This is a genomic window from Clostridioides sp. ES-S-0190-01 (assembly GCF_020658275.1).
Lineage (GTDB): Bacteria > Bacillota > Clostridia > Peptostreptococcales > Peptostreptococcaceae > Clostridioides.
In genome coordinates this window covers 74,185-98,862 of the sequence record NZ_JACVWA010000037.1, presented here as the reverse complement: position 1 = coordinate 98,862, position 24,678 = coordinate 74,185, and the positions used below count along the sequence as shown (strand labels likewise).

General features: G+C 26.2%; 27 protein-coding genes. 20 read left to right on the top strand and 7 right to left on the bottom strand.

Features of this window, described 5'->3' with window-relative positions; translation table 11 throughout:
• The first annotated feature begins 10 nt into the window (after nt 1-10).
• Nucleotides 11-268 carry a hypothetical protein gene (locus IC214_RS13070; protein ID WP_227435074.1) on the top strand — a complete coding sequence of 86 codons (258 nt, stop codon included), beginning with the start codon at nt 11-13 and terminating at the stop codon, nt 266-268.
• A gap of 260 nt (nt 269-528) precedes the next feature.
• Here the strand turns inward: IC214_RS13070 and IC214_RS13065 are convergent, their stop codons facing one another.
• Nucleotides 529-1,203, bottom strand: a complete 675-nt coding sequence (locus tag IC214_RS13065) for a VanZ family protein (protein ID WP_227435075.1) — start codon at nt 1,201-1,203, stop codon at nt 529-531.
• Nucleotides 1,204-1,466: 263 nt separating this feature from the next.
• Between IC214_RS13065 and IC214_RS13060 the strand changes: the two genes are divergently transcribed.
• The 7 genes from IC214_RS13060 to IC214_RS13035 all read left to right on the top strand — a co-directional run bounded on the left by IC214_RS13060 (nt 1,467) and on the right by IC214_RS13035 (nt 7,473).
• Nucleotides 1,467-1,766, top strand: coding sequence for a hypothetical protein (locus IC214_RS13060; protein WP_227435077.1), 300 nt, complete (start codon nt 1,467-1,469; stop codon nt 1,764-1,766).
• Nucleotides 1,767-1,911: 145 nt separating this feature from the next.
• Nucleotides 1,912-2,112: a DUF5071 domain-containing protein gene (locus IC214_RS20895; RefSeq protein ID WP_255613183.1), complete on the top strand. Its 201-nt coding sequence runs from the start codon at nt 1,912-1,914 to the stop codon at nt 2,110-2,112.
• A complete protein-coding gene (locus IC214_RS13055; protein ID WP_255613182.1) occupies nt 2,025-2,294 on the top strand; it encodes a DUF5071 domain-containing protein in 270 nt (89 codons plus the stop codon). The genes IC214_RS20895 and IC214_RS13055 overlap by 88 nt, the downstream gene beginning before the upstream one ends.
• Nucleotides 2,295-3,153: 859 nt before the next feature.
• On the top strand, nt 3,154-3,711 hold the full coding sequence (locus IC214_RS13050; RefSeq protein ID WP_227866730.1) for a TVP38/TMEM64 family protein: 558 nt from the start codon (nt 3,154-3,156) through the stop codon (nt 3,709-3,711).
• A gap of 156 nt (nt 3,712-3,867) precedes the next feature.
• Complete coding sequence (gene ilvD / locus IC214_RS13045; protein WP_227866729.1) at nt 3,868-5,523, top strand: dihydroxy-acid dehydratase; 1,656 nt, start codon at nt 3,868-3,870, stop codon at nt 5,521-5,523.
• Nucleotides 5,524-5,881: 358 nt separating this feature from the next.
• Nucleotides 5,882-6,820, top strand: a complete 939-nt coding sequence (locus tag IC214_RS13040; RefSeq protein WP_227435084.1) for a S8 family peptidase — start codon at nt 5,882-5,884, stop codon at nt 6,818-6,820.
• Between the two features lie 224 nt (nt 6,821-7,044).
• Complete coding sequence (locus IC214_RS13035; protein ID WP_227435085.1) at nt 7,045-7,473, top strand: flavodoxin; 429 nt, start codon at nt 7,045-7,047, stop codon at nt 7,471-7,473.
• A gap of 193 nt (nt 7,474-7,666) precedes the next feature.
• On the opposite strand, the gene IC214_RS13030 is transcribed toward IC214_RS13035, so the two are convergent.
• Nucleotides 7,667-7,852, bottom strand: a complete 186-nt coding sequence (locus IC214_RS13030; protein WP_227866728.1) for a hypothetical protein — start codon at nt 7,850-7,852, stop codon at nt 7,667-7,669.
• Complete coding sequence (locus IC214_RS13025) at nt 7,849-8,274, bottom strand: aldolase/citrate lyase family protein (RefSeq protein ID WP_227866727.1); 426 nt, start codon at nt 8,272-8,274, stop codon at nt 7,849-7,851. The genes IC214_RS13030 and IC214_RS13025 overlap by 4 nt, the downstream gene beginning before the upstream one ends.
• Nucleotides 8,275-8,433: 159 nt before the next feature.
• Between IC214_RS13025 and IC214_RS13020 the strand changes: the two genes are divergently transcribed.
• From IC214_RS13020 to IC214_RS12990, 8 genes are all read left to right on the top strand, one after another.
• Nucleotides 8,434-8,802, top strand: a complete 369-nt coding sequence (locus tag IC214_RS13020; protein ID WP_227435089.1) for a MerR family transcriptional regulator — start codon at nt 8,434-8,436, stop codon at nt 8,800-8,802.
• Nucleotides 8,803-9,266: 464 nt separating this feature from the next.
• Nucleotides 9,267-9,629, top strand: coding sequence for a metal-dependent transcriptional regulator (locus IC214_RS13015; protein WP_227866726.1), 363 nt, complete (start codon nt 9,267-9,269; stop codon nt 9,627-9,629).
• A gap of 11 nt (nt 9,630-9,640) precedes the next feature.
• On the top strand, nt 9,641-11,305 hold the full coding sequence (locus tag IC214_RS13010) for a helix-turn-helix domain-containing protein (RefSeq protein ID WP_227866725.1): 1,665 nt from the start codon (nt 9,641-9,643) through the stop codon (nt 11,303-11,305).
• Nucleotides 11,306-11,367: 62 nt separating this feature from the next.
• A complete protein-coding gene (locus IC214_RS13005) occupies nt 11,368-12,120 on the top strand; it encodes a sulfite exporter TauE/SafE family protein (RefSeq protein ID WP_227435094.1) in 753 nt (250 codons plus the stop codon).
• A 368-nt stretch (nt 12,121-12,488) separates the two neighbouring features.
• Nucleotides 12,489-12,623 (top strand): hypothetical protein, encoded by a 135-nt coding sequence (locus tag IC214_RS20890; protein WP_255612865.1) that lies wholly within the window; start codon nt 12,489-12,491, stop codon nt 12,621-12,623.
• Between the two features lie 265 nt (nt 12,624-12,888).
• Nucleotides 12,889-13,182, top strand: a complete 294-nt coding sequence (locus tag IC214_RS13000) for an autorepressor SdpR family transcription factor (RefSeq protein WP_227435096.1) — start codon at nt 12,889-12,891, stop codon at nt 13,180-13,182.
• Nucleotides 13,163-13,804, top strand: a complete 642-nt coding sequence (locus IC214_RS12995; RefSeq protein WP_227866724.1) for an SdpI family protein — start codon at nt 13,163-13,165, stop codon at nt 13,802-13,804. The genes IC214_RS13000 and IC214_RS12995 overlap by 20 nt, the downstream gene beginning before the upstream one ends.
• A gap of 243 nt (nt 13,805-14,047) precedes the next feature.
• Nucleotides 14,048-14,380, top strand: coding sequence for a carboxymuconolactone decarboxylase family protein (locus tag IC214_RS12990; RefSeq protein WP_227435101.1), 333 nt, complete (start codon nt 14,048-14,050; stop codon nt 14,378-14,380).
• 421 nt (nt 14,381-14,801) lie between these two features.
• On the opposite strand, the gene IC214_RS12985 is transcribed toward IC214_RS12990, so the two are convergent.
• Nucleotides 14,802-15,782 carry a MerR family transcriptional regulator gene (locus IC214_RS12985; RefSeq protein ID WP_227830575.1) on the bottom strand — a complete coding sequence of 327 codons (981 nt, stop codon included), beginning with the start codon at nt 15,780-15,782 and terminating at the stop codon, nt 14,802-14,804.
• A gap of 647 nt (nt 15,783-16,429) precedes the next feature.
• Here IC214_RS12985 and IC214_RS12980 point away from each other — a divergent pair.
• The 4 genes from IC214_RS12980 to IC214_RS12965 all read left to right on the top strand — a co-directional run bounded on the left by IC214_RS12980 (nt 16,430) and on the right by IC214_RS12965 (nt 19,568).
• Entirely contained in the window at nt 16,430-16,594 is a 165-nt protein-coding gene (locus IC214_RS12980) for a hypothetical protein (protein WP_227435106.1), read from the top strand.
• Between the two features lie 290 nt (nt 16,595-16,884).
• The gene (locus IC214_RS12975; RefSeq protein WP_227482619.1) at nt 16,885-18,267 is read left to right on the top strand and encodes a PLP-dependent aminotransferase family protein; all 1,383 of its coding nucleotides are present in this window, start codon (nt 16,885-16,887) and stop codon (nt 18,265-18,267) included.
• A 280-nt stretch (nt 18,268-18,547) separates the two neighbouring features.
• A complete protein-coding gene (locus IC214_RS12970; RefSeq protein WP_227435109.1) occupies nt 18,548-19,249 on the top strand; it encodes an AzlC family ABC transporter permease in 702 nt (233 codons plus the stop codon).
• Nucleotides 19,242-19,568 (top strand): AzlD domain-containing protein, encoded by a 327-nt coding sequence (locus IC214_RS12965; RefSeq protein WP_227435111.1) that lies wholly within the window; start codon nt 19,242-19,244, stop codon nt 19,566-19,568. Before IC214_RS12970 ends, IC214_RS12965 begins: the two co-directional genes overlap by 8 nt.
• Nucleotides 19,569-20,090: 522 nt before the next feature.
• Here the strand turns inward: IC214_RS12965 and IC214_RS12960 are convergent.
• The 3 genes from IC214_RS12960 to IC214_RS12950 form a co-directional block, all read right to left on the bottom strand.
• Entirely contained in the window at nt 20,091-20,945 is an 855-nt protein-coding gene (locus IC214_RS12960) for a hypothetical protein (RefSeq protein WP_227866723.1), read from the bottom strand.
• A gap of 279 nt (nt 20,946-21,224) precedes the next feature.
• Nucleotides 21,225-21,992 carry an ABC transporter ATP-binding protein gene (locus tag IC214_RS12955; RefSeq protein ID WP_227435114.1) on the bottom strand — a complete coding sequence of 256 codons (768 nt, stop codon included), beginning with the start codon at nt 21,990-21,992 and terminating at the stop codon, nt 21,225-21,227.
• A 10-nt stretch (nt 21,993-22,002) separates the two neighbouring features.
• On the bottom strand, nt 22,003-24,336 hold the full coding sequence (locus IC214_RS12950; RefSeq protein WP_227866722.1) for an FtsX-like permease family protein: 2,334 nt from the start codon (nt 24,334-24,336) through the stop codon (nt 22,003-22,005).
• Nucleotides 24,337-24,678: the final 342 nt, after the last annotated feature.

Genomic DNA, 24,678 nt, shown 5'->3' with positions numbered 1-24,678 from the left:
AGAATTTGAAATGATAATAATTAGAAGCCAGGATAAAACTAATTTAATGAAAGTTAGTAAAATTGAAATAAATGATAATCAAATATATGTAACATTTGAAGATATGTATAATACTAGGAAGATAGGATGTTATGAAAGTAAAGAGAGAGCAATACAAGTATTAGATAAGATACAAAATTTTATTGAGAATGGCACTGAATATGATTATATAACTGCTAATAAAGTTAGATGTAATGTAAATCGAATATTTCAAATGCCAATTAAGTAAGGTTATTATATTAGGCTATTCAGATTTGAAAATTATTCTAATAATTTTGTTGAAAGTGATTATAATTAAAATTTATTTTAAATATTGTTTTTGCTATAATCAAGCAGAAAAGTGAAAATAGGTATTATCAATAAGATAAAAAGTTATTGTTAAATATATTAAAGAATAAAATACCCTGTTCTTAAGGTAGTAAGAATGGGTATTTTATTTGTACATAAATATTAAGATAAAATGTAAAGCTAATAGATACATTAAATTATCTAATAAGTGATATAAAAATTATACAATAGAAATTCTCCTAAAACAGCTAATATTAAGTACATAATAGCTTCATTTTTAGGTAGGTTAATAGTTTTTCTATTTGTATCATCATCAGCTTCAACAGCAATTTCATCTTGAAGAATCTGTTCATATCGATGTGCAAAGACAGTCTTTTTACTTATATAATTAAATAAATTATCTATACATATCCATATGAAGTATCCCAAAATAGCACCTAGAGTATTCATCATCAAATCATCAATATCTGTGGTTCTATGATTAAATAATTGACAAATCTCAATTGCCAATGAAAAGCTTAGTCCAGTACATAATATGCTAATAAAATTTCTAAATCTTTTCCAAATCAAAGGAAGTAAAAATCCTAAAGGCATAAACATGATGATATTTAGAATGTAGGTTAAAGCACCACTTGAACTAAATGGAATTAAATTTATTTCATCTAGTCTAATAATTTCACCATATCTACCTATATCCCATATACTTCCAATACCTGCTTTGCTAAGTGCTAAGTAAATATAAAACAAAAAAACATAGACCCATATTAGATGTGTTACTAAATTCCTTTTTTCTTTTAAATTTACTCTTCTTATAACAATTATTTGGTATATTAAACAAGGTAATATTGCACAAAATAACGGATAAAGTGTACACATAATTTTAATTTATCTCCCTCCAAAATTTATATTTTTGACCTTATAAATACTATCTTTATTGTAATCTTTAAAAATAAACTTTTCTTTAATAAAACCTTAAAAATTTATTAACTTATAAAAATAAACTATGTATCCTTATAAGACTTAGAAAATTGAATCTTCTACACTTAATATGTAAGTATTTAAAAATTTTATCATATGTATAAATATTATAAATATATGGAAATAATAATAGTATATATTGGTAAAATAGGAGGAATTGTATGAAATGGATTAAATGGTATAGTATTACATGTATATGTATTTTTGCTCTTATAACTTTTTTTATGTTGATGTTTCCTAATAAAGTAAAAATACTTGATGCTTCATCTGCATATAGTTTTATTGAAAAAAAAGTGCCAAATAATGCTAGCTATCAAGGATATAAGAGGAATCAAATTGATGGTACTACTACAATTTATTATAATTATAATAATTCAACTCATGTAGTAAAATTATCACACCCTGAATATAATTCGAGAGCGATTAACTGGGATAAAGTTTCAAATATTATATTTGATTAACTTAAAATTAGTACTTATATACAAGTATATTAAGTTATAATTTGTTTTACATTTGTAAATGTAGATATTAGAATCTAAACATAAACGATTTTTGTCTATCTTGAAGATAAGGCAATTATTGTGTGTTAGACTGGAGAAATAGATTATGAAAAATGTCGAAGAACTACTTCCAAAAGATAAGTTTGATAACTGTAATATTGAAAAATTAAAATTATTATCTGATGAAGAGATAAAACCTATTTGCCTTAAGCTTTTAGAATGGATACAAGATTACAATTGGCCTGTTGCAAAATATATATTGCCTGTATTGGCATTACATCAAGAAATTATTACTCCATTGATATAGATATTCTTACCCCAGAGGAACAAGATGATGATTGGAAATATTGGATAATCGTATGTCTATTACCAATGTTCACAGATAAAAAACTTGAACCAATTATACCTTTTATAAAGAGAATTGCAGAAAAGCCAACAAAATGGGAAAATACTTCAGAAGTAGATGAGGTTGCGAGAAAATTATTATAATTAAGGTTATGAGTATTTTTGGAGTGTGCTTTATTAGATAAGATATGTATAATAGTTCAACTTTACAAAACTATGCTATTATGTGATATGCAGTTAAAAATATGGGATTTTAGAAAATAATTATTTTATGAAGGTTTATGGATTTATATATGAATATATGAAGATATTTTAGACTTATATTCTCCAAAAAATATTGTTGATAGAATACAAATAGCAGTGTATTTCTAATATACTTATATACCTAAAAACATTCTCTTAATGGGAATGTTTTTTATTTATTAAAAAATCAATATTTATTAATGCATGAAATAATAAAGCTCATATTTTCTATAAATAATACTATCTTACATCTTATTAAAAAAATTTTCTAAGGAATACAATAAAAAATAATTATTTAGTTTAATTGTGTAATTTATTGATATTTTTTAGATTTTTTGTAATTAGTTAATATAAAAATGTATTATAATGATATTATTGAAACTTGAAAATCTGATAAAGAGATAATATCATAAGAAGTGATTACTATTAACTTTCATCTAATAAGTCTAAATCATATAGAATCTGAATTAATTAATATTAAAAATCTTATTTTAATTTTTGATGTAGGATTATTAACTTTGATGAAATTTTAAAAAGTCATGAAGAAGTTATTTAGATGGAATATAAATAAAGGGTTATTTATTGAAACTTAAAAAAGAAGATAAACAATAGAGATATACAATAAATACACATAGAAAGGATGATATTTATTATAAAAAGGAATTTGAAAGGAATTGTTACAGCACTTATCATTGTTATTTTTATACTCATTTATTATGCATTTTTTAGGGGTATTACAGCAGAGCAAATACGTCAATATGTGCAATCATATGGAAACTATGCACCCTTTGTATATATATTGATTTTCTCAATTTTGCCAATTACTTTTTTTCCCGTTCCAGTATTAGCATTGGCTGGAGGATTAGCATTTGGATTGTGGAAAGGGACACTTTATACGATAATAGGTGCAGGTGTTAATAGTGCAATTATGTTTATGATGGCAAAGGTATTAGCTAAGGATGCCATAACTAAGTTTTTAAAAAATAGATTATCACCATCTTTATGGAAACTTTTTATGGAGGCAGATGAGAAGAGAGGATTTTTTATTATATTTGTATTAAGATTGATACCAATTACTCCATATAATCTTATAAACTATGGAGCAGGGCTTACTAATATAAGATTTAGTAGCTATATGTTTGCAACACTTATTGGTATTTTACCAGGAACATTAGTGTTCTTAAATATAGGAGATAAAGCTATTGATATCACTAATCCTTCTTTTATAATTTCTATAGTGTTGTTGTTTTTATTAATAATAACATCTTTAATATTGGCAAAAAAGATTTCTCCAACTAGTATATCTAAGAGAGAATAACTATTTAATTTATTTGTGTAAGATATTAATATAAAATAGTAATATTTTTATATTAATATTTTTTAATATTTTTTGGGTTTTTTGTAATTAATTGATATAAAAATATATTATAATAATATTATGAAAATTTTAAAAATATAAGAAAGAGGTAATACCATGAGAAGCGATATAAAAAAAGGAATAGAGGGAGCTCCAAAGAGAGCATTAATGTATGGAATGGGTCTTACTAGAGAAGAAATTGAAAGACCATTAATAGGTATAGTAAATGCACAAAATGAAGTGATTCCTGGTCATCTTCATCTTGATGAAATAGCAGAAGCAGCAAAAAATGGAGTGAGAATGAGTGGTGGATTACCATTAGAATTTCCAGCTATAGGAGTTTGTGATGGTATAGCTATGGGGCATGTTGGAATGAATTATTCACTTGCTTCAAGAGAATTAATAGCCGATTCTATAGAGGCAATGGCAATGGCACATGGTTTTGATGCTTTAGTACTTATACCTAATTGTGATAAAATAGTCCCAGGAATGTTAATGGCGGCTGCAAGACTTAATATACCAAGTGTTGTTGTAAGTGGAGGTCCTATGCTTCCAGGAAAAGCAAATGGAAAAGTATATGACTTTAACTCTGCAATGGAAGGTGTTGGAGCTTGTAAGGATGGGACAATGAGTGAAGAAGAACTAGAAGTGTTGGCAATGAATTCTTGTCCTGGATGTGGTTCATGTTCTGGGCTTTTTACAGCTAATAGTATGAATTGTTTAACAGAGGCACTAGGTATGGGTATTCCATATAATGGTACTGCTGCTTCACATTCAGGAGAAAGAAAAAGAATAGCAAAGTATGCAGGTATGTATGTTATGGAACTTCTTAAGAATAATATAAAGCCTAGAGATATTTTGACAATAGACGCTTTTAAAAATGCAATAACTGTAGATATGGCAATGGCTGGTTCTACAAATACAGTGCTTCATTTACCTGCAATAGCCTATGAAGCAGGAATAGAACTTAATTTAGATTTATTTGATGAAATAAGTGAAAAAACTCCTTGTTTAACAAAATTAAGTCCAAGTGGTAAGCATCATATCGAAGATTTACATATGGCAGGAGGAATACCAGCTATAATGAATGAACTTTCAAAGATAAAAGGAATAAATTTAGATTGTAAAACAGTAACAGGCGAGTCTATAGGAGAAAACATAAAAAATTGTGAGATAAAGAATGAAGAAGTAATACATACATTAGAAAATACATATAGCAGTCAAGGTGGCCTATCAATTTTAAGAGGTAATCTTGCTGTAAATGGAGCAGTTGTAAAAAAATCAGCAGTAGCAGAGGAAATGTTGATTCATGAAGGTCCAGCAAGAGTTTTTAATTCAGAAGAAGAAGCTGTTAGTGCTATATTTGACAAAAAAATAAACAAAGGTGATGTTATAGTTATAAGATATGAAGGTCCAAAAGGAGGGCCAGGAATGAAAGAAATGTTATCTCCTACATCAGCAGTTGCGGGAATGGGGCTTGATAAGCATGTAGCACTTCTTACTGATGGGCGTTTTTCAGGAGCTACCAGAGGGGCATCTATAGGACATATTTCTCCAGAAGCTATGGAAGGTGGTTTAATAGGAATAGTTGAAGAAGGAGATATAATTTCTATAAATATACCAGATAAAAAATTAGAACTAAAAGTAAGTGAAGTAGAAATAGAAAATAGAAAATCAAAATTTAAGCCTTTAGAACCAAAAATAAAGCATGGATATTTAAGTAGATATGCTAAGCTGGTTACATCAGCAAATACAGGGGCAGTTTTGAAATAGTAAATATATTAAAAAAGTAGAGAATATTAAATACTAACAGGATATCTTAAAAAGTTTTTACCATAAATAAGATATCCTATTTTATTGTTTTAAATGTATAAAATATTTTATATCCTACAAAAAAGTAAATTATCTACAAAAGTAAATCTGTATATGTAAGCAAATCTTTAGTTTGATATAACATATAAATTTTATTTTGTAGACAATAAAATATGACTCCTAAAAATAAAAAACATATCATAAATATAAATAGATGAGTATAAGCATGTAACTATAAATTAAATTATTAATTTATAGTTTATCACTTTAACTTGTTTATAATTTTTTATATGCAATAAAATTTTTAGGGGGATACATTATGAATAAAAAAATGAAGTTAATTCCATATGAGATAAATGAAAATCTAAGAGGAACAAAGAATAAATTTCCATATGGTATAAAACAAATGAATGCTAAAGGAATGTGGGAAGAGGGTTACACTGGTAAAAATGTTGTAGTTGGTATAATAGATACAGGTTGCGATACATCTCACCCTCTATTAAAAGGAAAAATCATTGGAGGTGCAAATTTCAGTGATGATAGTAATGGAAATAAAAATATATATGAGGATTTTAATGGACATGGAACACATGTAGCAGGCATTATAGCAGCATCTAATTATAACAATGAAGTTATGGGAGTAGCACCAGATTGTAAATTATTAATAGCAAAAGCATTAAATAAAGATGGTATTGGGACATATCAGAGTATAATTAATGCTATCAACTTTGCTGTAAGTAGCAAGGTAGATATTATATCTATGTCTCTAGGAGGGAATAAAGATGATAAAAATCTAAAAAATGCTGTTTTACAAGCAGTAAAAAATAATATTCCTGTAGTGTGTGCAGCTGGTAATAATGGAGATGGAGATTCTAGTACAAGTGAATATAGTTATCCAGCAAGTTATCCTGAAGTAATAGAAGTAGGTGCAATAAATGAAAATTATTTAGTTGAGAAATTTAGCAATTCAAATAGTACAATAGATTTAGTTGCACCAGGAAGAAATATTTTATCCACTTATATGGATAATAAACTTGCTATTATGAGTGGTACTAGTATGAGTGCACCCTATGTAACAGGTTCAATGGCATTGATTAAAGAGTGGGCAAGAGAAGAGTTTGAACGAAATTTTGATGAAGCTGAGTTGTATGCACAGTTGATAAAGTGTACAAGAGCACTTGGTTTGCCTAGAACAGAACAAGGAAATGGTTACTTATATTTAAATCTTTATAAATACAAGGGAAATACTAAAAGATAATCTTTGTTTGCTAATGAAAGATAAGGACTATATATTTACGAAATAAATGATAAAAATTATTTAATGAGAAATATTATCAATAAGTATTGATTTTTAAAACTGTGCATGATATTATATATTTAGAAAAAATAAAGAGATTTCAAATAAAGAAATCTTTTATTTTTTAAATTCTAGTTAGCCATAGCTAACTAAAAGAATGATTAAAAATATCGTAGGAGGTAAAAATGAATAAAATATATATTGTTTATTGGAGTGGAACAGGAAATACTGAAAAAATGGCAAATTTTGTAGCTGAAGGTGTAAAGTCAAAAGGTAAAATAGCAGAGGTTTTAGATGTAAGTTTATTGAAACCAAGCGATTTAAAAGGAGAAAATAAATTTGCACTAGGTTGCCCATCTATGGGAGCAGAACAATTGGAAGAAGGTTATATGGAACCATTTGTATCAGAATTAGAAGCAATGGTATCAGGTAAACAGATTGGATTATTTGGTTCATATGGTTGGGGAAATTGTGAATGGATGAGAGATTGGGAAGAACGTATGCAAAATGCTGGTGCTACAATTATAGGTGGTGAAGGAATCACAGCAATGGAAGATCCAGATGGAGAGGCAGAGGCTAATTGTATTGAATTAGGTAAAATGTTGGCTGAATAAATTTGTATGCTATAAAAAGCTAATTTTTAAAAAACTAATGATAATATTAGTATACATAACACTAAAAAATATTAATAGCATGATATATGTAATGAATATTTTATAAAAGATAAAATATTTAATATTTTGACTTCAATATATATTCAGTACTGCCAGATAACGATTTTTTATTTGTTATCTGGCAGTATGTTTATTAAGTATAAACTGAATAATCTGAGCTATTTAATCTTATGAAAGTTTTAATAAGTGTTGTAGAAAAATGTAAGGAAAAGGAGTAATAATGTGCTCCATTTATTGTAAAAGAAATATAACCATCAACCTGTACTATATCTTCAAGATTGTCATAGCCTGATTTTTGTTCAATTAACATCATTTTCAATGTTTCTTTATCTGCTCTAAATAATTCATATGCCCATAATACGAAGCACGTTGAGGGTTGCATCCTCTTATGCCTTTTGGTGGATAGGTACAAACTGATACTGCTTTTTGTGCGTCTTGTACTGTATTAATAAATGGAAAGCCTATAATATCTGTTCCCATATACATTATAGCTCTAACAAGAGTAGGGTCACTATTTCCCAATCTAACCAAAGAAGCAGCACCACCAGCATGTGCTGCTATCATATGTTGCTGAATGTCTTTATGGTCTAAAGCTCCATGTTCTCCCTCAATCCATACAAAATCGTATCCAGATAATCCTACTAATTCACTTACAGCTGAATCAGACAGTGAAACTGCAATCCCACAAAGTACTTTTCCTGCATTTAAATTTTCTTTAATCATAGTTGCATATTTTTCCATTTATATAATCCTTTCTTTTACAAATTGATTTTTACACTTCAAACTATACAACTTCAACCTAACTTGAAGTCAATACTTTTTATTGAATACTGATTGACTATTATGAAAGGAATTTTTATAATGTTATTATTCATTTAAAAGTTTAGGGAGGTAAAGAACATGCAATATTCCATGACTGAGGTATCAAAAATAACTGAAATTTCTCCATCAGCAATCCGTTTTTATGAAGAAAAAGGTTTACTACTTCCCATCAATAGAAAACCAAGCGGTGTTCGTTACTTTTCAGAAAAGGATGTAGAACGCTTGATATTTATTACAGAACTTAAAATGGCAGGTTTATCTATAAAGAATATATATGAATGTTTTCATTTCTGTGATATGGGAGATGACACAATAGATAAAAGAATTTGCCTATTTGAGCAATATAAACAGAATATTCAAAATAAAATACATGTGTTGGAACATTGTATGGAGCAAATAGATGAAAAAGTAGCTTATCTAAATGAAAAAAAGGCAGTTAAGAAATAATTTTTTGTGCTCTTTTTATAACTATTTCTATTGAGGATAAGTAAATATAGAAAAAGGATACTAGTTTTTGATATTAACTTCTTAGAATTAATGGGTTGATAATAATTAAAATAGTGTGTAGAAAATGAATTAGTATTCCTGTCATTTATACCTGATTTTATGAAGGTTTTTCAACTAGGTTGTCTATTTATTTATGTAAAGTCTCGTTTTTAATGATTTTTACACTATATATCAAAATCTAAAATGGGTTTTATTTTATATGATATTTCTCTATGTAATAAAAAAGAAAATTATGATAAGATATATTAATGTAAGTGATAAAAATACTTATGAGTATAAAAGTGAGTATTTTTTTATTATATATGAACAATCTAGATTATGATGTTAAAACATACAGTTATACTTTTTTAATTAGTATGATAAAAATATTAGAATTGAATTATTATTGCTTGGGGGAAGTAGAAATGTATGAATCAAGAGAAAATTATTTAGAGACAATATTGATTTTGGAGAAGAAAAATGGAGTTGTAAAGTCTATTGATATAGCAAAAGAATTAAATTATAGTAAAGCAAGTGTAAGTAGAGCTGTAGGGATTTTAAAAGAAAGTGGTCTTATTAGAATGATGCTTGATGGTGAAATTATTTTAACTGAGAATGGTAGAAAAAAAGCAGAAGAAATTTATGAAAAACATATTTTAATTACTAGATTTCTAATAAATACATTGGGAGTTTCATTCAATATAGCTGAAAAAGATGCATGTAGAATAGAGCATGTGATAAGTAATGAGACATTTGAAAGAATAAAAAAATATTTAGACAAAAACTAAGAGGTGAGCTTATGGAGTATTTTAGTGAGTCGAGTAAATATGAAGTGCAAAAATTTAATTGGGGAGAAGTTACATGGATACATGAGCCATCAAAAACACAATCTAATAGACTTAGTGCTGGAGTTGTAAAATTTTTTCCAGGAAATTGTCAAGAAAAACATTTTCATTTAAGTGAAGAACAACTTTTATACGTGATTCAAGGAGAAGGAATACAAATAATTGATGGTAGAAAGATTAATATAAAGAAATCATCAATAATCTATTGCCCACCATATTCAGAACATGAAATTATAAATACTGGTAAAAATGATTTGATAATATTAATCGCCTATGTTCCCTATAAATTTTCGAGCTTAAAACAATTACCAATCATGTTTTCTGAGAATAATATACAAGAATTAATTAATATAAATATAATTGAAAATATTGCAAATCAAATATCTAATATACTGAAGCTTAAAATATCTATTTATGATTCAAAACACGAAAAAATATTTGAAACTAATGGAGACGTTAAATTTTGTGTTACTTGCAAAAATATAAGAACCTGTAATAGAAAACTTAATAAAAATATAAATAACGACAATTTTACTAAAATATATAATTGTGATTATGATGTTTCTAGTCTAGAGATACCTATAGTATTAGAAGAAAATATAATTGGGTATATAGAATGTGGAAATTTTATAATATATAAATCTATTGATATAGATAAAAGGTTGTCTATATTATCAAATAACTCAAATATAGATACAAAATATATAAATAAAATTTACAGTGAAATTCCATTAAATCCTAAAAGTAGATTATATGTATTAAAAGAAAATTTACTAATGGTAACTGATTTTATTCAGGAAATAGCGAAAAGAAAATTCTTTGAAAACCAACTTAGCATAAAGGATGAGGAAATATTAAAAAATAGAAAAGACAATATAAGGCTTGAAGATGCACTTAAAAAGGCTAATACTAGGCTGTTAGAAGAAAAATGTATTATAAGCCCTATAGGAATTAGTATACTTAGTAATGATGGTGGAGAGTATCCTTATGAATTAGAATTTTCTCTTGAGAAAGAAATTAAAAATATGAATTTAGAAGGTATTTGTAAATTAATAGAGGTAAATAAGAAAATACATAATAATATTAAGAGTATTGTTCAAGAGATGACGCTCATATTATCTAGAACAGTACTTAGAGATTTAGAAGATTTAAATCTTATTTATTATGTAAAAAATAAATATACTAAAAAAATATCACTTGTAAGTAGTGATGAAGACTTATGGAATATATTACTTGAATTTTCTAAAGAATGTATTGATATTAATAGAGACTTTTGGAGAAAAGATAAAGTAAATTTAATTGAAAAGATAAACGAATATATACAAAAACATTATAAAGAAAATATAAATTTAAATAGCATATCTGATGTATTTTTTATAAGTCCAAATTATTTAAGTTCTATTTTTAATGAAAAGAATAAAATTTCAATAACTGAGTATATAAATATTCTTAGAATAGAAGAATCTAAAAAATATTTAAAAAATGGAAATATGAGTATAGCAGATATTTGTAAGAAAGTAGGATTTAATAATAGCAGTTATTTTTCACAAATATTTAAAAAATTTAATAATAGTACTCCAAATGAATATAGAAAAAATATATTGGACAATAAAAATTAAAAAGAAATTGTATAGAGTATATATTATAAAGGAGATTGAAATAGAATGTATGGAGGAATTTTATGTTTGTAATTACTTTTTTATGTATCGGGGGTTTTATAGCTGCTTTTGTAGATTCTATAGCAGGTGGAGGTGGGCTTATCAGTATGCCTGTTCTTATGGCTATTGGAGTACCAATACATCTTGCTATTGGTACAAATAAATTTGCAGCATCAGCAGGTTGTATAAGTAGTGCTTATAGATATGCAAAATCTGGCAAAACTAATAATGAACTTTTAAAAAAGCTAGTTCCTTTTACTATTATAGGTAGTATTTTAGGAGTAAAATGTGTATTATCAATAAATGAAAATATACTAAATGTTTTAGTTGTATTAATGATTTTAATAGTGGCAATTTATACTTTTGTTTCTAAAAATTTAGGTCAAGAAGATAGATTTGAAGGTATTAATAAGAAAAATTTGAGATTAGGAATGCTTATGGCATTTATAATGGGATTTTATGATGGTTTTTTTGGACCTGGAACAGGAACATTTCTAACTTTCGGATTTATAAAAATATATGGATATGATTTCTTGCATGCTTCAGCAAATACAAAAATATTAAACTTGACAAGCAATGTAACTTCGTTATTATTATTTATGATAAATGGTCAAGTATATTATAAAATTGCTGTATTGTTTGCATTAGTGATGATAATAGGGGCCTATGTGGGTGCTAAAGTTGCAATAAAAAATGGTTCAAAAATGATAAAACCAATATTTTTAGTAATGGCATTGTTTATGGTCACAAAGCTAATGTACCAGACATTGTTTTAATTAGATATTTTTAATTCCTATAATTATTTATATATTATATAAAAATCTACAACCATTGTAGTTATATTAGTTATGGCTTTTTTATAGGATACTGATAATTAAAAACTTCAAGTGTTTTGTAGTTTCTAAATGCTCATTATAGTATATATGAGAACATATATTTCATGTTATTTTAAGATTTTCATGAGGTTAATGTTGTATAAATATGAATATATACAAATTTTACAAAAATTCTAATTATCTTCTAATACAGTTCATATATAATACATATGGAAATTGTAATATTATAATAGAAAAGTTATATAGTATAAAAATATAACTTTAATCTATGTATATGAAATATATAATAATTTGTAGGAGGAATATATATGAACATATCAAGAAGAGCTATGAAAATAATTGAACTGGCACAGAGAATTGCTAATAAAAGAGGTGTAACAGTACAAGAAGCTTGGAATGATGCCATAAGAGAATACAGAGAAAAGTATGAATATGTTGCATAAATAGTGCGCATTATATTTTAAATATAAGAAAGTTTATAAAATAAAAGGACTTAGAGTTTTGTTTCTAAGTCCTTTATTTTTTTGAAAGTAAAGTATTTAAATAAAACAATCTATGATTGAGATTGTTTTATTTAAAGCTAGTTTTAGAAATTTATATAATAATTTTCAATAACTATTTAGAAAAAAATCTAAATAGTTATTGAAGTGAATAATTAATTATGCTATATTGTATTTAGATGAAATTCTAAATAGAGAGGTGATATTGTTGGGTTTTCCAGAAACGTTTAAAGCTCTTTCTGACCCTGTAAGAAGAGAAATCTTACTTATGCTAAAGAATAACAAGATGTCAGCAGGAGAAATTAGTGAAAAATTTAATATGACAAATGCCACAATCTCTTATCATCTATCTCAATTAAAAAAGGCAGGGCTCATATTTGAAACCAAGTATAAAAACTTCATTTTCTATGAAATAAATACTTCAGTTTTTGAGGAAGTTATGCTTTGGTTTTCACAATTTATGGAGAAGGGAGAAAAAGATAATGAAAAAAATGATAAATAAACAATTTGTTTTATCAACTTTAGTATGTTTCATACCATTTATTGTATCAATTTGTTTTTATAATAGATTGCCAGATCAGGTTGCAATTCATTTTGACAATTATGGAAATCCAGATAATTATGCTCCAAAAGTTATAGCAGCTTTTGGTGTACCATTATTAATGCTATGTATTCATTTATATACATGGTTTAGAATTGAAAATGAACCAAAGAAAATAGGATTTTCAAAAATACTTCAAGGTTTTTCAAAATGGGGAGTTGCTATACTTTCAGTTATTTTGCAAGTAATGATGACTGTGTATTCAATAGGAATTACTTTAGAGACAAATTTTTATATAGGATTATTTTCAGGAATATTGATTTTCTTTATTGGAAACTATATTCCTAAATGTAAACAAAACTATACATTAGGAATAAAATTACCATGGACTCTTAATGATGAAGAAAATTGGAATAAAACACATCATTTAGCTGGATGGATTTGGATTATTGGTGGAATATTGTTAATTATTAATGCATTTATTAATATTCCTTTTTATAATACTTTTGTAATAATTATGATTGTAGTGATACCATTTATTTATTCTTATTTTATATATAAAAGTTCAGCTAAAAATAACTAGGATAGTTATATATTTTTATAAAACTTAGCTAAAACAGACAATTAAAAACTTATTAAGATATTTATCTTAGCTCTGAAATTAATTAACATTAAAAGTAAAAAGTCATCAGTAACTATATATTCTAAGGTCATTTACCAATCAGGATATGCATTATAAATTGAAAATTCATATTTAATATTGAAAATATAAGTATGATGTTATATCATACTCTATAAAAATTATTTATGAACACAGGAGGTAGACATGAATCTTGAAGAAATGAAAGAATATAGAAAATTATATAATAATAAACTAAGTGAAACAGATGAATTTTTTAGAGCCTTTGGAAGTCTTGATGATAAGACTTATTCTGAGGGAGCTATAAGTAAAAAAAATAAAGAGTTGATGGGATTAGCAATTTCTATTTTAAGTCGTTGTGATGAATGCATTTGCTATCATATAGAGGGGTGTGTAAACTCTGAAGCAAGTAAGGCTGAAATTATAGAAGCAATAAAAATAGGTGTAATTGGTGGTGGCTCTATTACATATCCAAATGCAAGATTTGCAATAAAAATCTTAGAAGAACTTAATATATAATTATAGATTTGTTTTTGTAATTAATATTTAATATCTAAGATATATTCTAAGACAGTTTTTTTAATACTGATATAATAAAACCTCTTAGAAAATCAAGTATATCAGAGGATGTATGAGATAAGATTGACGATTAAAAAAAGGAAGTGGTTCTTGGTACTTCATTTATCTTTTTCAACTTTAAGACTTTAGATAAATTTTATTAGATTTAAATATATTGATTGCTTAAAGTTATAATAAAAAATAGATAAACTATATAGTTTATCTATTTGTTATTATAATCTTGTTTAATTGTCAATAGTTAGAATGTTAAATAGAAAGATATATTTCTTCTTTTCAAAAATAATCTTCCTCTATCATAATTGCTATCTCACAGTCATATAATCTTTTTGACAAACTAGTATTATTATGCTGATATTTTTTCTTATTTTTCCTTAATAGGTATTAGTAAATCAAGTTGTATATCTTTTACCTCAAGGTCTGTCTTTTCTATATGGCTAAAATAGTTTAAATGTTCTTCTAAAAGACCACACATATGTTCTTGGTCTTGTAAATCACCTGCAAATTCATATTTCTCACTGTTATTCACCCATTCAAGAAGTGCATCCCATTCAGCAAAATTGCCAAAAGCAATCATATGTGCACCATATAACCCTCCTGCAAATTGCTTTCTTTTAAGTGGTGCCGAAATATCCATATTATCTGGAATTGTCACCCATGCCTCATAACCATGATAGCCTGTTTCATCTATTGGATTAGGATGATTGAAACCATAACGTCTTAAATCTGGTTTAATTTTATTCAAATTGTTTTTACGCACGAATTCATCAAGCATTGTATTTGCATGAAGTTCTGGGTCATCACCAATATAATGAGCGGAAGCAATAGTAGTTGGTGGTAGGTATACTATACGTATATCATTGATTTTTGATAGTCTTTCATCTGCTTTATTTAACTTATTCATACCTTGCTCCTCCTTAAAATTAATACTAACAATATTGAGTGATTCAATAGCTGATAACAATGTGTCATTTTCAGAAATAATATTTTTGAATGGTAGTTCTGTAACTTTAATTAATTCTTTGATAAAACAAAAGAGAATATCCTTGATTGTTGAAAGAGCAGTAATTTCCTCGTCTAATTCATTTATATTTTGACGAAAGATGTTAATAGCAGTAACTGCATTTTTATTTTCTAGAATTGTTTGAATTTGACGTAAAGGAATTCGCAATTTACGCAAAAGCATAATCTGCTCAATTCTAGAAATTGCTTCATCATCATAAACTCTGTAAGCATAACCTTCACGACGAAAACTTTTAATTAATCCAATTTGTTCATAATAGCGTAGCATTCTAGTGGATATCCCCATATTTTTAGATACTTGGCTTATAGTGATTGTCTTCATTATACTTCCTCCTTACAGTTTCAGTATAAACTACGACACGGTGTCAAAGTCAATAATTAGACATTATAATTATTTATAACCTTAATTTAATCAGTTTAAATATCTCCTATTACACTTAGCTCTTTGTGAAATTAAATAAGTCTATATAATAACATAAAAGTTTTTGAAATATTATATATCAAAGGCATACAGGCTATTTATTTCAAGCTGTATAATCATCTGTCATTATACTAGATACTGTATTTTACAGGAAAATCAAATATTTGATATATTTTTTTAGAAAAATTCTACTAATAGCATATAAGTTTGAAACTTTTCTGTTATTAAATATTTTACCTTTTATTTACTTTTAGAAATAAAATAGTTAAGGAATCTTACTTATATATTAAATCTGCTACACAATAAATAACTTTTGTTATTTTTACTGTAAAACTTTTGGAAAGAGAAGTACTGATTTTATTACAGAGTTTTTTACAAATTAAATTGCATATTTTTATTTATAGGGTAGAATAAACTAGTTTTGTTAAGTATTTTGAAGGTAAAATAAAGTCAAAAAAATAAAGGAACTAATTTGTCTAACGTTTATTGGTGAAAAATAAACATATAGAAGTTATAATAAATATATAAAAATGTATGAGAGGTGTTGTATGTTTGGCAAACAAAAGGAAAGTGTTAGATTTCTAGAGTTTAATGATGTAGCAGAGAAGTTTGGAGAGAAAAAAGCTGTTGCAATTTTTGATGCAATAGCTGGAAAAAAATCTAAAGAACATATTATCAAAGACATAGAGAAATTAGTCAAAAACGAAGTGTAGATATTTATAAGGTATATTGAGCTTGAGGGTAGCTCTTTATACCTTCTTTTTTATTGTATAAAAATAATTAAATATTCTAGTATTCATTTAATTATGATTGCATTACTTTTATGTTGACAAGAAAGCGCTTTAAATATATGGTGTATATATTAAAATAAATTTAAATGTAATTATGAAATACAGCTATTGATTCATTTGTTTAGGTTAGGGATTTGTATAATCACTTTCCTAATGAATTTATTGTTATAAATAAACAAAATAGTCAAATTAGTAATGTGAGGTGAAACTTTATGCCAATTAATTCTTTTGAAAATTATCCTATGAATTGGAAACCAAAACGGCCATTAAGAGGACAAATATTATATAAAGCTATTGCAGAACAATTAGAACAAGATATTGATAATGGAACTTTGTTGCCTGGTACCAAATTGCCACCACAACGTGAATTGGCAGACTTCCTAGATGTAAATGTAAGTACTATTTCTAGAGCCTTTAAAATTTGTGAAAAGAAAGGATTAATAAGTGGGGTGACAGGAAGTGGAACTTTTGTAGCTTATGATATACGGTCAAATTTATTTTTGATGTCAAGTAATAAAATTACATTCATTGAAATGGGTACAATGAATCCTGATTTTGCATTAGAAGAAATGAGTACTTTATTTAAACAAATAACTAAAGAATTGGATTTTAAAACTATATTTCAATATGGACAGAGAGATGGCGCTGATTGGCAAAAAGAAGCTATAGCTAAATTGATTTCCCAAACTGGATTTAAAACCTCAGCTGATAGCTTACTTCCTGCAAGTGGAGGACAAAATGCAATTGTAGCCATTTTGGCAGGGCTATTTCAACATGGAGATAGAATAGGTGTAGACCCATTAACTTACCCTGGAATAAAGACAGCAGCCAAAATGCTTGGAATACAATTAATTCCAATTAAACAAGAAAATGGGGAGATTAGTGAAGAAGGTTTATTATATGCATGCAAGAATGAAAATATCAAGGGAATATATATAATACCAGATTATCAAAATCCCACTACACATATAATGTCAGAGGATGGACGAAAAATGATTGCACATATTGCATCCAAATATAACCTAATTGTTATTGAGGATGCTATTCATGGTTTACTTAATGAAATACATTTGAATCCAGTTGCTAATTATATACCTAATCAGACAATTTATATTACAAGTTTATCAAAAATTCTTGCACCTAGCTTACGTCTTGCATACATTGCTACACCTAAAAAGTATAGAGAAGCCTTATCAAGTGCTTTGTATAATATTAATCTCTCTCAATCATATTTTTTAACAGAAATAGCTTATCGTATGATTGCATCAGGAGAAGCAGATAAATTGATTGAGGCACGCCGTAAGTCTGCTAGAAAGAGAAATGAGATTGTCAATCAATATTTATCTGAGTATAATATTTTAGGAAATAATGAATGTATATTTAGATGGTTAATACTACCTGATGATATAATGGCTGAAAAACTTGAGTTACAAGCACTCAAAGAAGGTGTACAGGTTTATGCATCTGAGCGCTTTGCAGTTGGAAAAGAAAAACCTATTTCTGCAATAAGAATAGCTGTATGTGCTACAGAAAATATAGAAGAACTTAAATCTGGTTTAAGTGTATTAAAACGATTACTAAAAGAAAAAAGATAATTGTATTGCACACAATATTTTAATTGTGTGTAATTTTTTTTGCTGTTACAATGAAAATATGATAGATAATTGATTTATAAGAATTGACATATATTATTGCCTCACAACAAAAAGTAATTATAAATTAATAGTATTTCAAAATTAATTTATTTTTATTTATATAGTAAAGCTTATATAGTTAATTCAAATCTATGTTTAAGTATAATTGCAATTATATGATTAATCTATTTTATATTTTAATAATACTCAGTGTATTAAAGGTTAAAAGGAGTGATTTATCATGGAAAGAACTCAGCAACTAAGAGAAAGTTTTATTGCTTCTATACCCATATTTTTGGGCTATATACCAATAGGAATAGTAGGAGGAATACTATTGCAGAAATCTGGTCTTTCACCTTTCCAAATAGCATTAATGGTAACTTTGGTATTTGGAGGAAGTTCTCAATTTATTGCAGCTTCAATGATTTCAGCTGGTGCAAGTGTAACGTCTATTGTATTAACCACATTTATTGTTAATTTGAGACATTTTTTAATGAGTTCCAATTTAAATATGTATATAAAAAATAAAAGTCCAAAGTTTATATTGCCATTTTGCCATACCATAACTGATGAAACTTTTGCAGTTAATTATGAAAAATTTACTACTGGAAATTGGACTGATAAAAATGCAATCTATCTCAATTTTTTTTGCCTAGTTTCATCAGTCTTAGCTAACTTTATTGGCGCATTTTTAGGAGAAACAATATCTATAGATAGTTCTATTTCTGGATTTATACTGACCTCTATGTTTATAGCATTAATAGTTTCTCAAATAAAAAACAAGATTTATGTTTTAGTATTTATATCGTCAATTATTATTTCAATTATTTTATATGTATTGTTTAAGAGTAATTTAGTAATTATAGTTGCATCAATTTTAGCCTCTTTAATTGGGTTCTTTGCAGAAGAGGTACATTCTAAAAAGGAGGAATCTTATGAATAATAGTAATTATATATTTTTTATTATAATAGGAATGTACATTGTTACATACCTTCCAAGAGTTCTTCCAATGTTAATTTTTTCGAAAAAGGATATGCCTGAGTCTTTGAAAAAAATAATGAAATTTATACCTGTAGCAATACTTACTTCTTTAACAGCGAAAGATGTATTTTTTAATGGAGATAATTTATATTTGTCTGTAGTAAATCCTAAAATTATATCTTTTCTAATTGTGCTTCTTGTTGCATATAAATTTAAATCTATTGGAATTTCTATTGTTACAGGTGTGATATCTATATATTTATTTGGATTTATTATGTAATATTTAACTACTGTCATATACAAATTTTAAAATTATAAATATTTATAAATACATATTGCTTTAGATTTTATTATCTAACATAATTATATATTTTTAGTATTATCTTGTTATGTATTTTAAATTTAATTGATTAATGTTTTACGTACAAATATAAAGAACTTATTGCTCATATATTAACTTTCATATAGTAATAAGTTCTTTTTTATAATTTAAGTTTGTAATTAATTTATAGGTATTTTAATTTAATAGAGAATATTGTATAAATACATAATAAATATAAATGAATTTATTTTATATTTATATAAAGTCATATAGATTCAGTTACTAAGTAAACTTTAGAATAAGGTAATAATAAATTTAACTGGATTATAAATAAAAGTCTAAAACATGTTAATTTTAATCTATAAAAAATTAAATTATTATATAATAATTTTACATAAGTACTGTGATTTATATATGGAAGTAAAAAAATATTACTTGCACCAATTTATATGTATTTGTTGAATATAATAAATTAGGCATTTACTCTAATTGATTTTTTATTACTTTTAAGTTAAACTTTGCATCATTGTTATCCTTATTAGCATACAATGATTTATTTAAAAATTTTTTTGCTTCATCATATTTTTTATTACCCATACACATAACGGCCTTTAAATTATATGCATCACTTAAATCTTTTTTATAATTAGAATTTTTTTTATCTAAATATTTTAAGCAGTTATTAATTGAAATCAGACCATTATCATATTCGTCTAAATTCATATAGTGACATGTTTGTGCATAATAAGCATCTGAATTAGTAGGATCAATGTCAACTGCTTTTTTCAGTAGTAGAGTAGTATCTTTAAGTGCTTTTTTAAGTGTTTTATCTGAAACTATCTCATGTTTTCTAAATTTTAGATATACAACATCAAGGTATCTAGAACTAAGATTTCGTTTGAAATTTTCATGCCATAATAACTTATATTGATTATTTTCAACTATAAGGTACCTATTAATTTTTAAAGACTCACATTTTTTTAAGTAAATATTTTTTATATCATAAGTTTCTTCTAGTTTAACAAGATTTTTATATTCTTTTTTATCATATTTATATTTTTCTATATTTTCTTCTTTTATTAATTTATAACCAATTACTTTTTTTGTCTCAAGTAATACACTTTGATACTCTTTAAACCTTTCAAGGCTAACTTTTTTCTTGGTGTCTTTGCTTAGTAAATCATATGCTGTTTCATAATCTCCAGAATTTACTCTATCACTGTACTTTTTTGCTACTTCACTAGCACTTTCTCTTGGAGAACATCCTGTTAGTAATATTGCAATTAATACTATTAATACTATTAATATTAAGGGTACTCTTTTAATAATGTTCATAATATAATCCTCTATAATTAAATATTTATTAATTTTATTTTATCATCAAACATTAGATAAGTCATCAGCTTTAATATATATGTGAAGTAGATAGTTTAATAAAATGTTGTATATCTTAATTTAGATATATGAAAAATTTCTTATAAACAATTATTGCTTTAAGAAGTTGTACTTATATTACTTTATAGATTTCCTAATAATAGATTTACTTATTTCTTTACTTATAACTATTTTGATTTTATAATATTAGTAATATCTGTTTTATTTATACTAATATTTCTAAAAACCTAATTCTAATAACCAGTTTGTAAGTTTATTTTCTCTTTCCTTTAAATTGTTATTATATTCATTAAACTTTCCTAATATAATTTCTCCAATGATTACACCATCAGACATAAATACTACTCGTTCTGTTTTTGCTGCAACTTTGGCATCATGAGTTACAAGCATAATGGTTGTACCAGAGTTATTGATATTTAAAAGAATTTCCATCACTTCATTTGTTACTTTAGAATTAAGTGCACCTGTTGGTTCATCTCCAAATAAGATTTCTGGAGTATTAATTAATGCACGACATATAGCTGCTCTTTGAAGTTGACCACCAGAAACCTGAGTAATATCTTTATCTTTGATTTCTGAAATATTTGTTTTCTCCATAAGTGTTTTTGCTCGTTCATTAATTATTTGGCGGCTTTCTTCCTTTCTCAAATAGGCGGAAAGGACTATATTATCAAAAATATTTAAATTTTTTAGTAAATTGCTTTGTTGAAAGATAAATCCCATTTTTTCTAATCGTATCTTCGATAATTCTTCCTCAGACATACTAGAAATCATTTCTCCGCAGAATGTAATATTTCCAGATGTGAGTTTATCCATACCACTTAAGTTATAAAGTAGAGTTGTTTTTCCTGAGCCAGAAGCTCCCATAACAGATACAAACTCTCCATGTTGAATGGTTAAATCAATTCCTTTTAAAACTTGATGTATATTCTCTTTGCTGATGACATATTCTTTACTAATTTTTCTAGCTTCTATAATATTATTCATAATATACCTCTTATTCTATGATAGACATAATTTTTATTTTTTTGATTGTCATACTAATTGCTGTAATAGTAACAGATACAGTTATAATTAAAGTTATTGGACAAACTATATATACAATTAGTGGATTTGTTATAAATTGTAAATTGGATATACCAGAAAGAAGTAGCCCTGCTATTTTCTGACCAATTGTATTTGATGCAATAATTCCTAAAATAATTCCAATTGTAAGCACTAATAATGCTCTTACAATATATTGAGTTCGTATATTTTTAGTAGAAAATCCTAAACTAAGCATAATTGCAATTTGTGATGTATCTTTAGCAATCAGCATTTTGAAAAACATTGCTGTAATAAATCCAGAAATCGAAACAGATAGAATAATAGCTAACTTTATAACAAGTCTTAGTTGGCTAATAACAGAGCCTAATGTCTGACTTACATAATCATCCATATTTGTAACTTTTGCAGGATAACAATCCATTCTATACTGATCTAATTTATCTGTTAAATTAACTCCAGGTTTCATATTTAAATTTATGATATACCATAAAATTGTATCTTTTTTGTAAGGTAGCATCGCTTTTGCAGTCTTACCACCATATGTAACATCTTGATAAATGCCACTAACAGTGAGAATTAGTTCATTATCTTCTTCTGAAAAAATGGATAAATTATCTCCAACACTTTTCCCTAGTTCATCAGCATTTATAACAGATAGAGCAATCTCATTTTCATTTGTTGGTGCAGAACCATTTACATATTCAAGTGGAAAAGTTGAAAAATCTCCATTTTCTATTTTCATGTTTTCTATCGCTCCATCCTGGTTCACTACCTTATAAGAACTCGTTATAAAGGAAGCATATTTTTCAACATCATCATCACTTTCAATCACCTTCAATATAGAATTAAGATGGTTTTGAGTTTCATTTGTCTGTTGCAAATCAATGCGAATATCGCTTTGACCAGCTCCCATATAAGTAATAAATTCTGGAGACTGAATAGTATTTAGAAAATTAAGTGGTACAATCATGAGGAAGGTGCAGACAGCATAAACAAAGCAGAGTAAGCTATAAATGGTAAATCTTCCAGTTACTTCATTTAATCCTAAAAAGAGATTAACATTTGTTATTTTGCTTTTGTACAGTTTTATATTATATCTGTTTTGTTTAGTGGTCATTGAAGTACCTGTTTTTAATGCTTCTACTGCTGATATTTTATTAAATCTTTTGAGTATTAGATTACAAAAGAATATAACTGCTATAAATACAATAACTGCACCAATTAATGGGATAAAGACACTAAAAGTATTTTTTTCTACTGTACCCATATAAAGATTGATATTCTCTGTAAAAAAAGTTCCAATAAATAATGAGGTTATATAACCGAAAAAACTTGCTAAAGATGCAATCAATAGATATTTTGCAAGATACAACTTTCGGATATTAACACTTTGGATACCAATTGCTTTCATAACACCAATTTCACGATAATCTTCTTCAATAGTTGTAATTAGTGTAAATCGTAAGCATAAAGTAGAAATTATAATAAGTAGAATACTAATTAATATAATAATTGCAACTAAAATTCCATCAGATAATGCATTTAGTACTTGATAAAGAGAATAAGTTATTGATGTTCCTGTTTGTGGAAGATTAGTTGATTGATATAACGTTTCAAATTCACTAATTTTATTTATATTATTTAATAGAAATTCAATAAGGTACTCACTTTCACCTAAGTTAGCATGTAAAGTATTCCAATCATCACTACTGATTAAGAAACGCTTTGAAGTAACAAGGGAAGGGTTCATTTGTACATCACGCACAAAGTCTTTTATTGTAAATTCCATGAAGAAATCACCATTGGCTATTTGTATCTTATCTCCAATATTTAAATTATTTTGTTTCATGTAATAGACAGGAACCCCTATTTCTCCATTTTCTACTTTTAATATAGCATTATTCATGTCTAACAAAAAATCGAACTTACTATTTTGCCTCACAAAACTATTTTCTAAAACACTGTCAGATTGGCTTTTTTTCTCATTTCCTAGAAAAATATTTCTTCCATTGATATTTAGAAGTTCAACCGTTTGTTGTTCTTTTACAGACGGAGTTGAAGATGTAAATTCATTGATTAATTTTTGGTTTAATTCTCCAGAATACATTTGAACATAGTGAGGTGCATGAGATTGTCTAAACAAGGAAGACATAGAACTAGTAAGTTCTATAATGATATTTGTAGCACTAGATACCAACATAGCTGCCAGGAAAATAAATATGAATAATGTGGCTGTTACTACTTTATTTCTTGCTAAATCTTTTTGTAATATTCTTTTTAACATATTTCATCCTCGTTTCTTAAAAATTTTAAAAAATTAAAAATAGCATAAGTATAGCAATGTAAATAACTAAAGTAAGTGAACTGAGTTGAATATAAAAAAACTCAAGAAAGTGTATCATAAGTGATTTTTTTATTAATGTTATATATTGATAAGAGATAACAATAGTTACCACTATTTTCATTAAAATTTTTATTAGTTAGTCTTTATGTACTTTCATAATCATACAAATATATGTAGATTTTATACTTATATCTATTCTATAGACTGACCGTCGGTTTATATTAATGATACAGTGATATACCTTTTTTGTCAAGTAAGCTTTAAAAAATTATGATACCTAAA

Coding starts and splice junctions, on each gene's coding strand:
- IC214_RS12975 (WP_227482619.1), top strand. CDS start 16,885: ATGCCAATTAATTCTTTTGAAAATTATCCTATGAATTGGAAACCAAAA.
- IC214_RS13020 (WP_227435089.1), top strand. CDS start 8,434: ATGCAATATTCCATGACTGAGGTATCAAAAATAACTGAAATTTCTCCA.
- IC214_RS13040 (WP_227435084.1), top strand. CDS start 5,882: ATGAATAAAAAAATGAAGTTAATTCCATATGAGATAAATGAAAATCTA.
- IC214_RS12980 (WP_227435106.1), top strand. CDS start 16,430: ATGTTTGGCAAACAAAAGGAAAGTGTTAGATTTCTAGAGTTTAATGAT.
- IC214_RS13025 (WP_227866727.1), bottom strand. CDS start 8,274: ATGGAAAAATATGCAACTATGATTAAAGAAAATTTAAATGCAGGAAAA.
- IC214_RS13065 (WP_227435075.1), bottom strand. CDS start 1,203: ATGTGTACACTTTATCCGTTATTTTGTGCAATATTACCTTGTTTAATA.
- IC214_RS13035 (WP_227435085.1), top strand. CDS start 7,045: ATGAATAAAATATATATTGTTTATTGGAGTGGAACAGGAAATACTGAA.
- IC214_RS12960 (WP_227866723.1), bottom strand. CDS start 20,945: ATGAACATTATTAAAAGAGTACCCTTAATATTAATAGTATTAATAGTA.
- IC214_RS12995 (WP_227866724.1), top strand. CDS start 13,163: ATGAAAAAAATGATAAATAAACAATTTGTTTTATCAACTTTAGTATGT.
- IC214_RS13055 (WP_255613182.1), top strand. CDS start 2,025: ATGGATACAAGATTACAATTGGCCTGTTGCAAAATATATATTGCCTGT.
- IC214_RS12955 (WP_227435114.1), bottom strand. CDS start 21,992: ATGAATAATATTATAGAAGCTAGAAAAATTAGTAAAGAATATGTCATC.
- IC214_RS13015 (WP_227866726.1), top strand. CDS start 9,267: ATGTATGAATCAAGAGAAAATTATTTAGAGACAATATTGATTTTGGAG.
- IC214_RS13005 (WP_227435094.1), top strand. CDS start 11,368: ATGTTTGTAATTACTTTTTTATGTATCGGGGGTTTTATAGCTGCTTTT.
- IC214_RS12970 (WP_227435109.1), top strand. CDS start 18,548: ATGGAAAGAACTCAGCAACTAAGAGAAAGTTTTATTGCTTCTATACCC.
- IC214_RS20890 (WP_255612865.1), top strand. CDS start 12,489: ATGAACATATCAAGAAGAGCTATGAAAATAATTGAACTGGCACAGAGA.
- IC214_RS12950 (WP_227866722.1), bottom strand. CDS start 24,336: ATGTTAAAAAGAATATTACAAAAAGATTTAGCAAGAAATAAAGTAGTA.
- IC214_RS20895 (WP_255613183.1), top strand. CDS start 1,912: ATGAAAAATGTCGAAGAACTACTTCCAAAAGATAAGTTTGATAACTGT.
- IC214_RS13060 (WP_227435077.1), top strand. CDS start 1,467: ATGAAATGGATTAAATGGTATAGTATTACATGTATATGTATTTTTGCT.
- IC214_RS13010 (WP_227866725.1), top strand. CDS start 9,641: ATGGAGTATTTTAGTGAGTCGAGTAAATATGAAGTGCAAAAATTTAAT.
- IC214_RS12985 (WP_227830575.1), bottom strand. CDS start 15,782: ATGAAGACAATCACTATAAGCCAAGTATCTAAAAATATGGGGATATCC.
- ilvD (WP_227866729.1), top strand. CDS start 3,868: ATGAGAAGCGATATAAAAAAAGGAATAGAGGGAGCTCCAAAGAGAGCA.
- IC214_RS12990 (WP_227435101.1), top strand. CDS start 14,048: ATGAATCTTGAAGAAATGAAAGAATATAGAAAATTATATAATAATAAA.
- IC214_RS12965 (WP_227435111.1), top strand. CDS start 19,242: ATGAATAATAGTAATTATATATTTTTTATTATAATAGGAATGTACATT.
- IC214_RS13070 (WP_227435074.1), top strand. CDS start 11: ATGATAATAATTAGAAGCCAGGATAAAACTAATTTAATGAAAGTTAGT.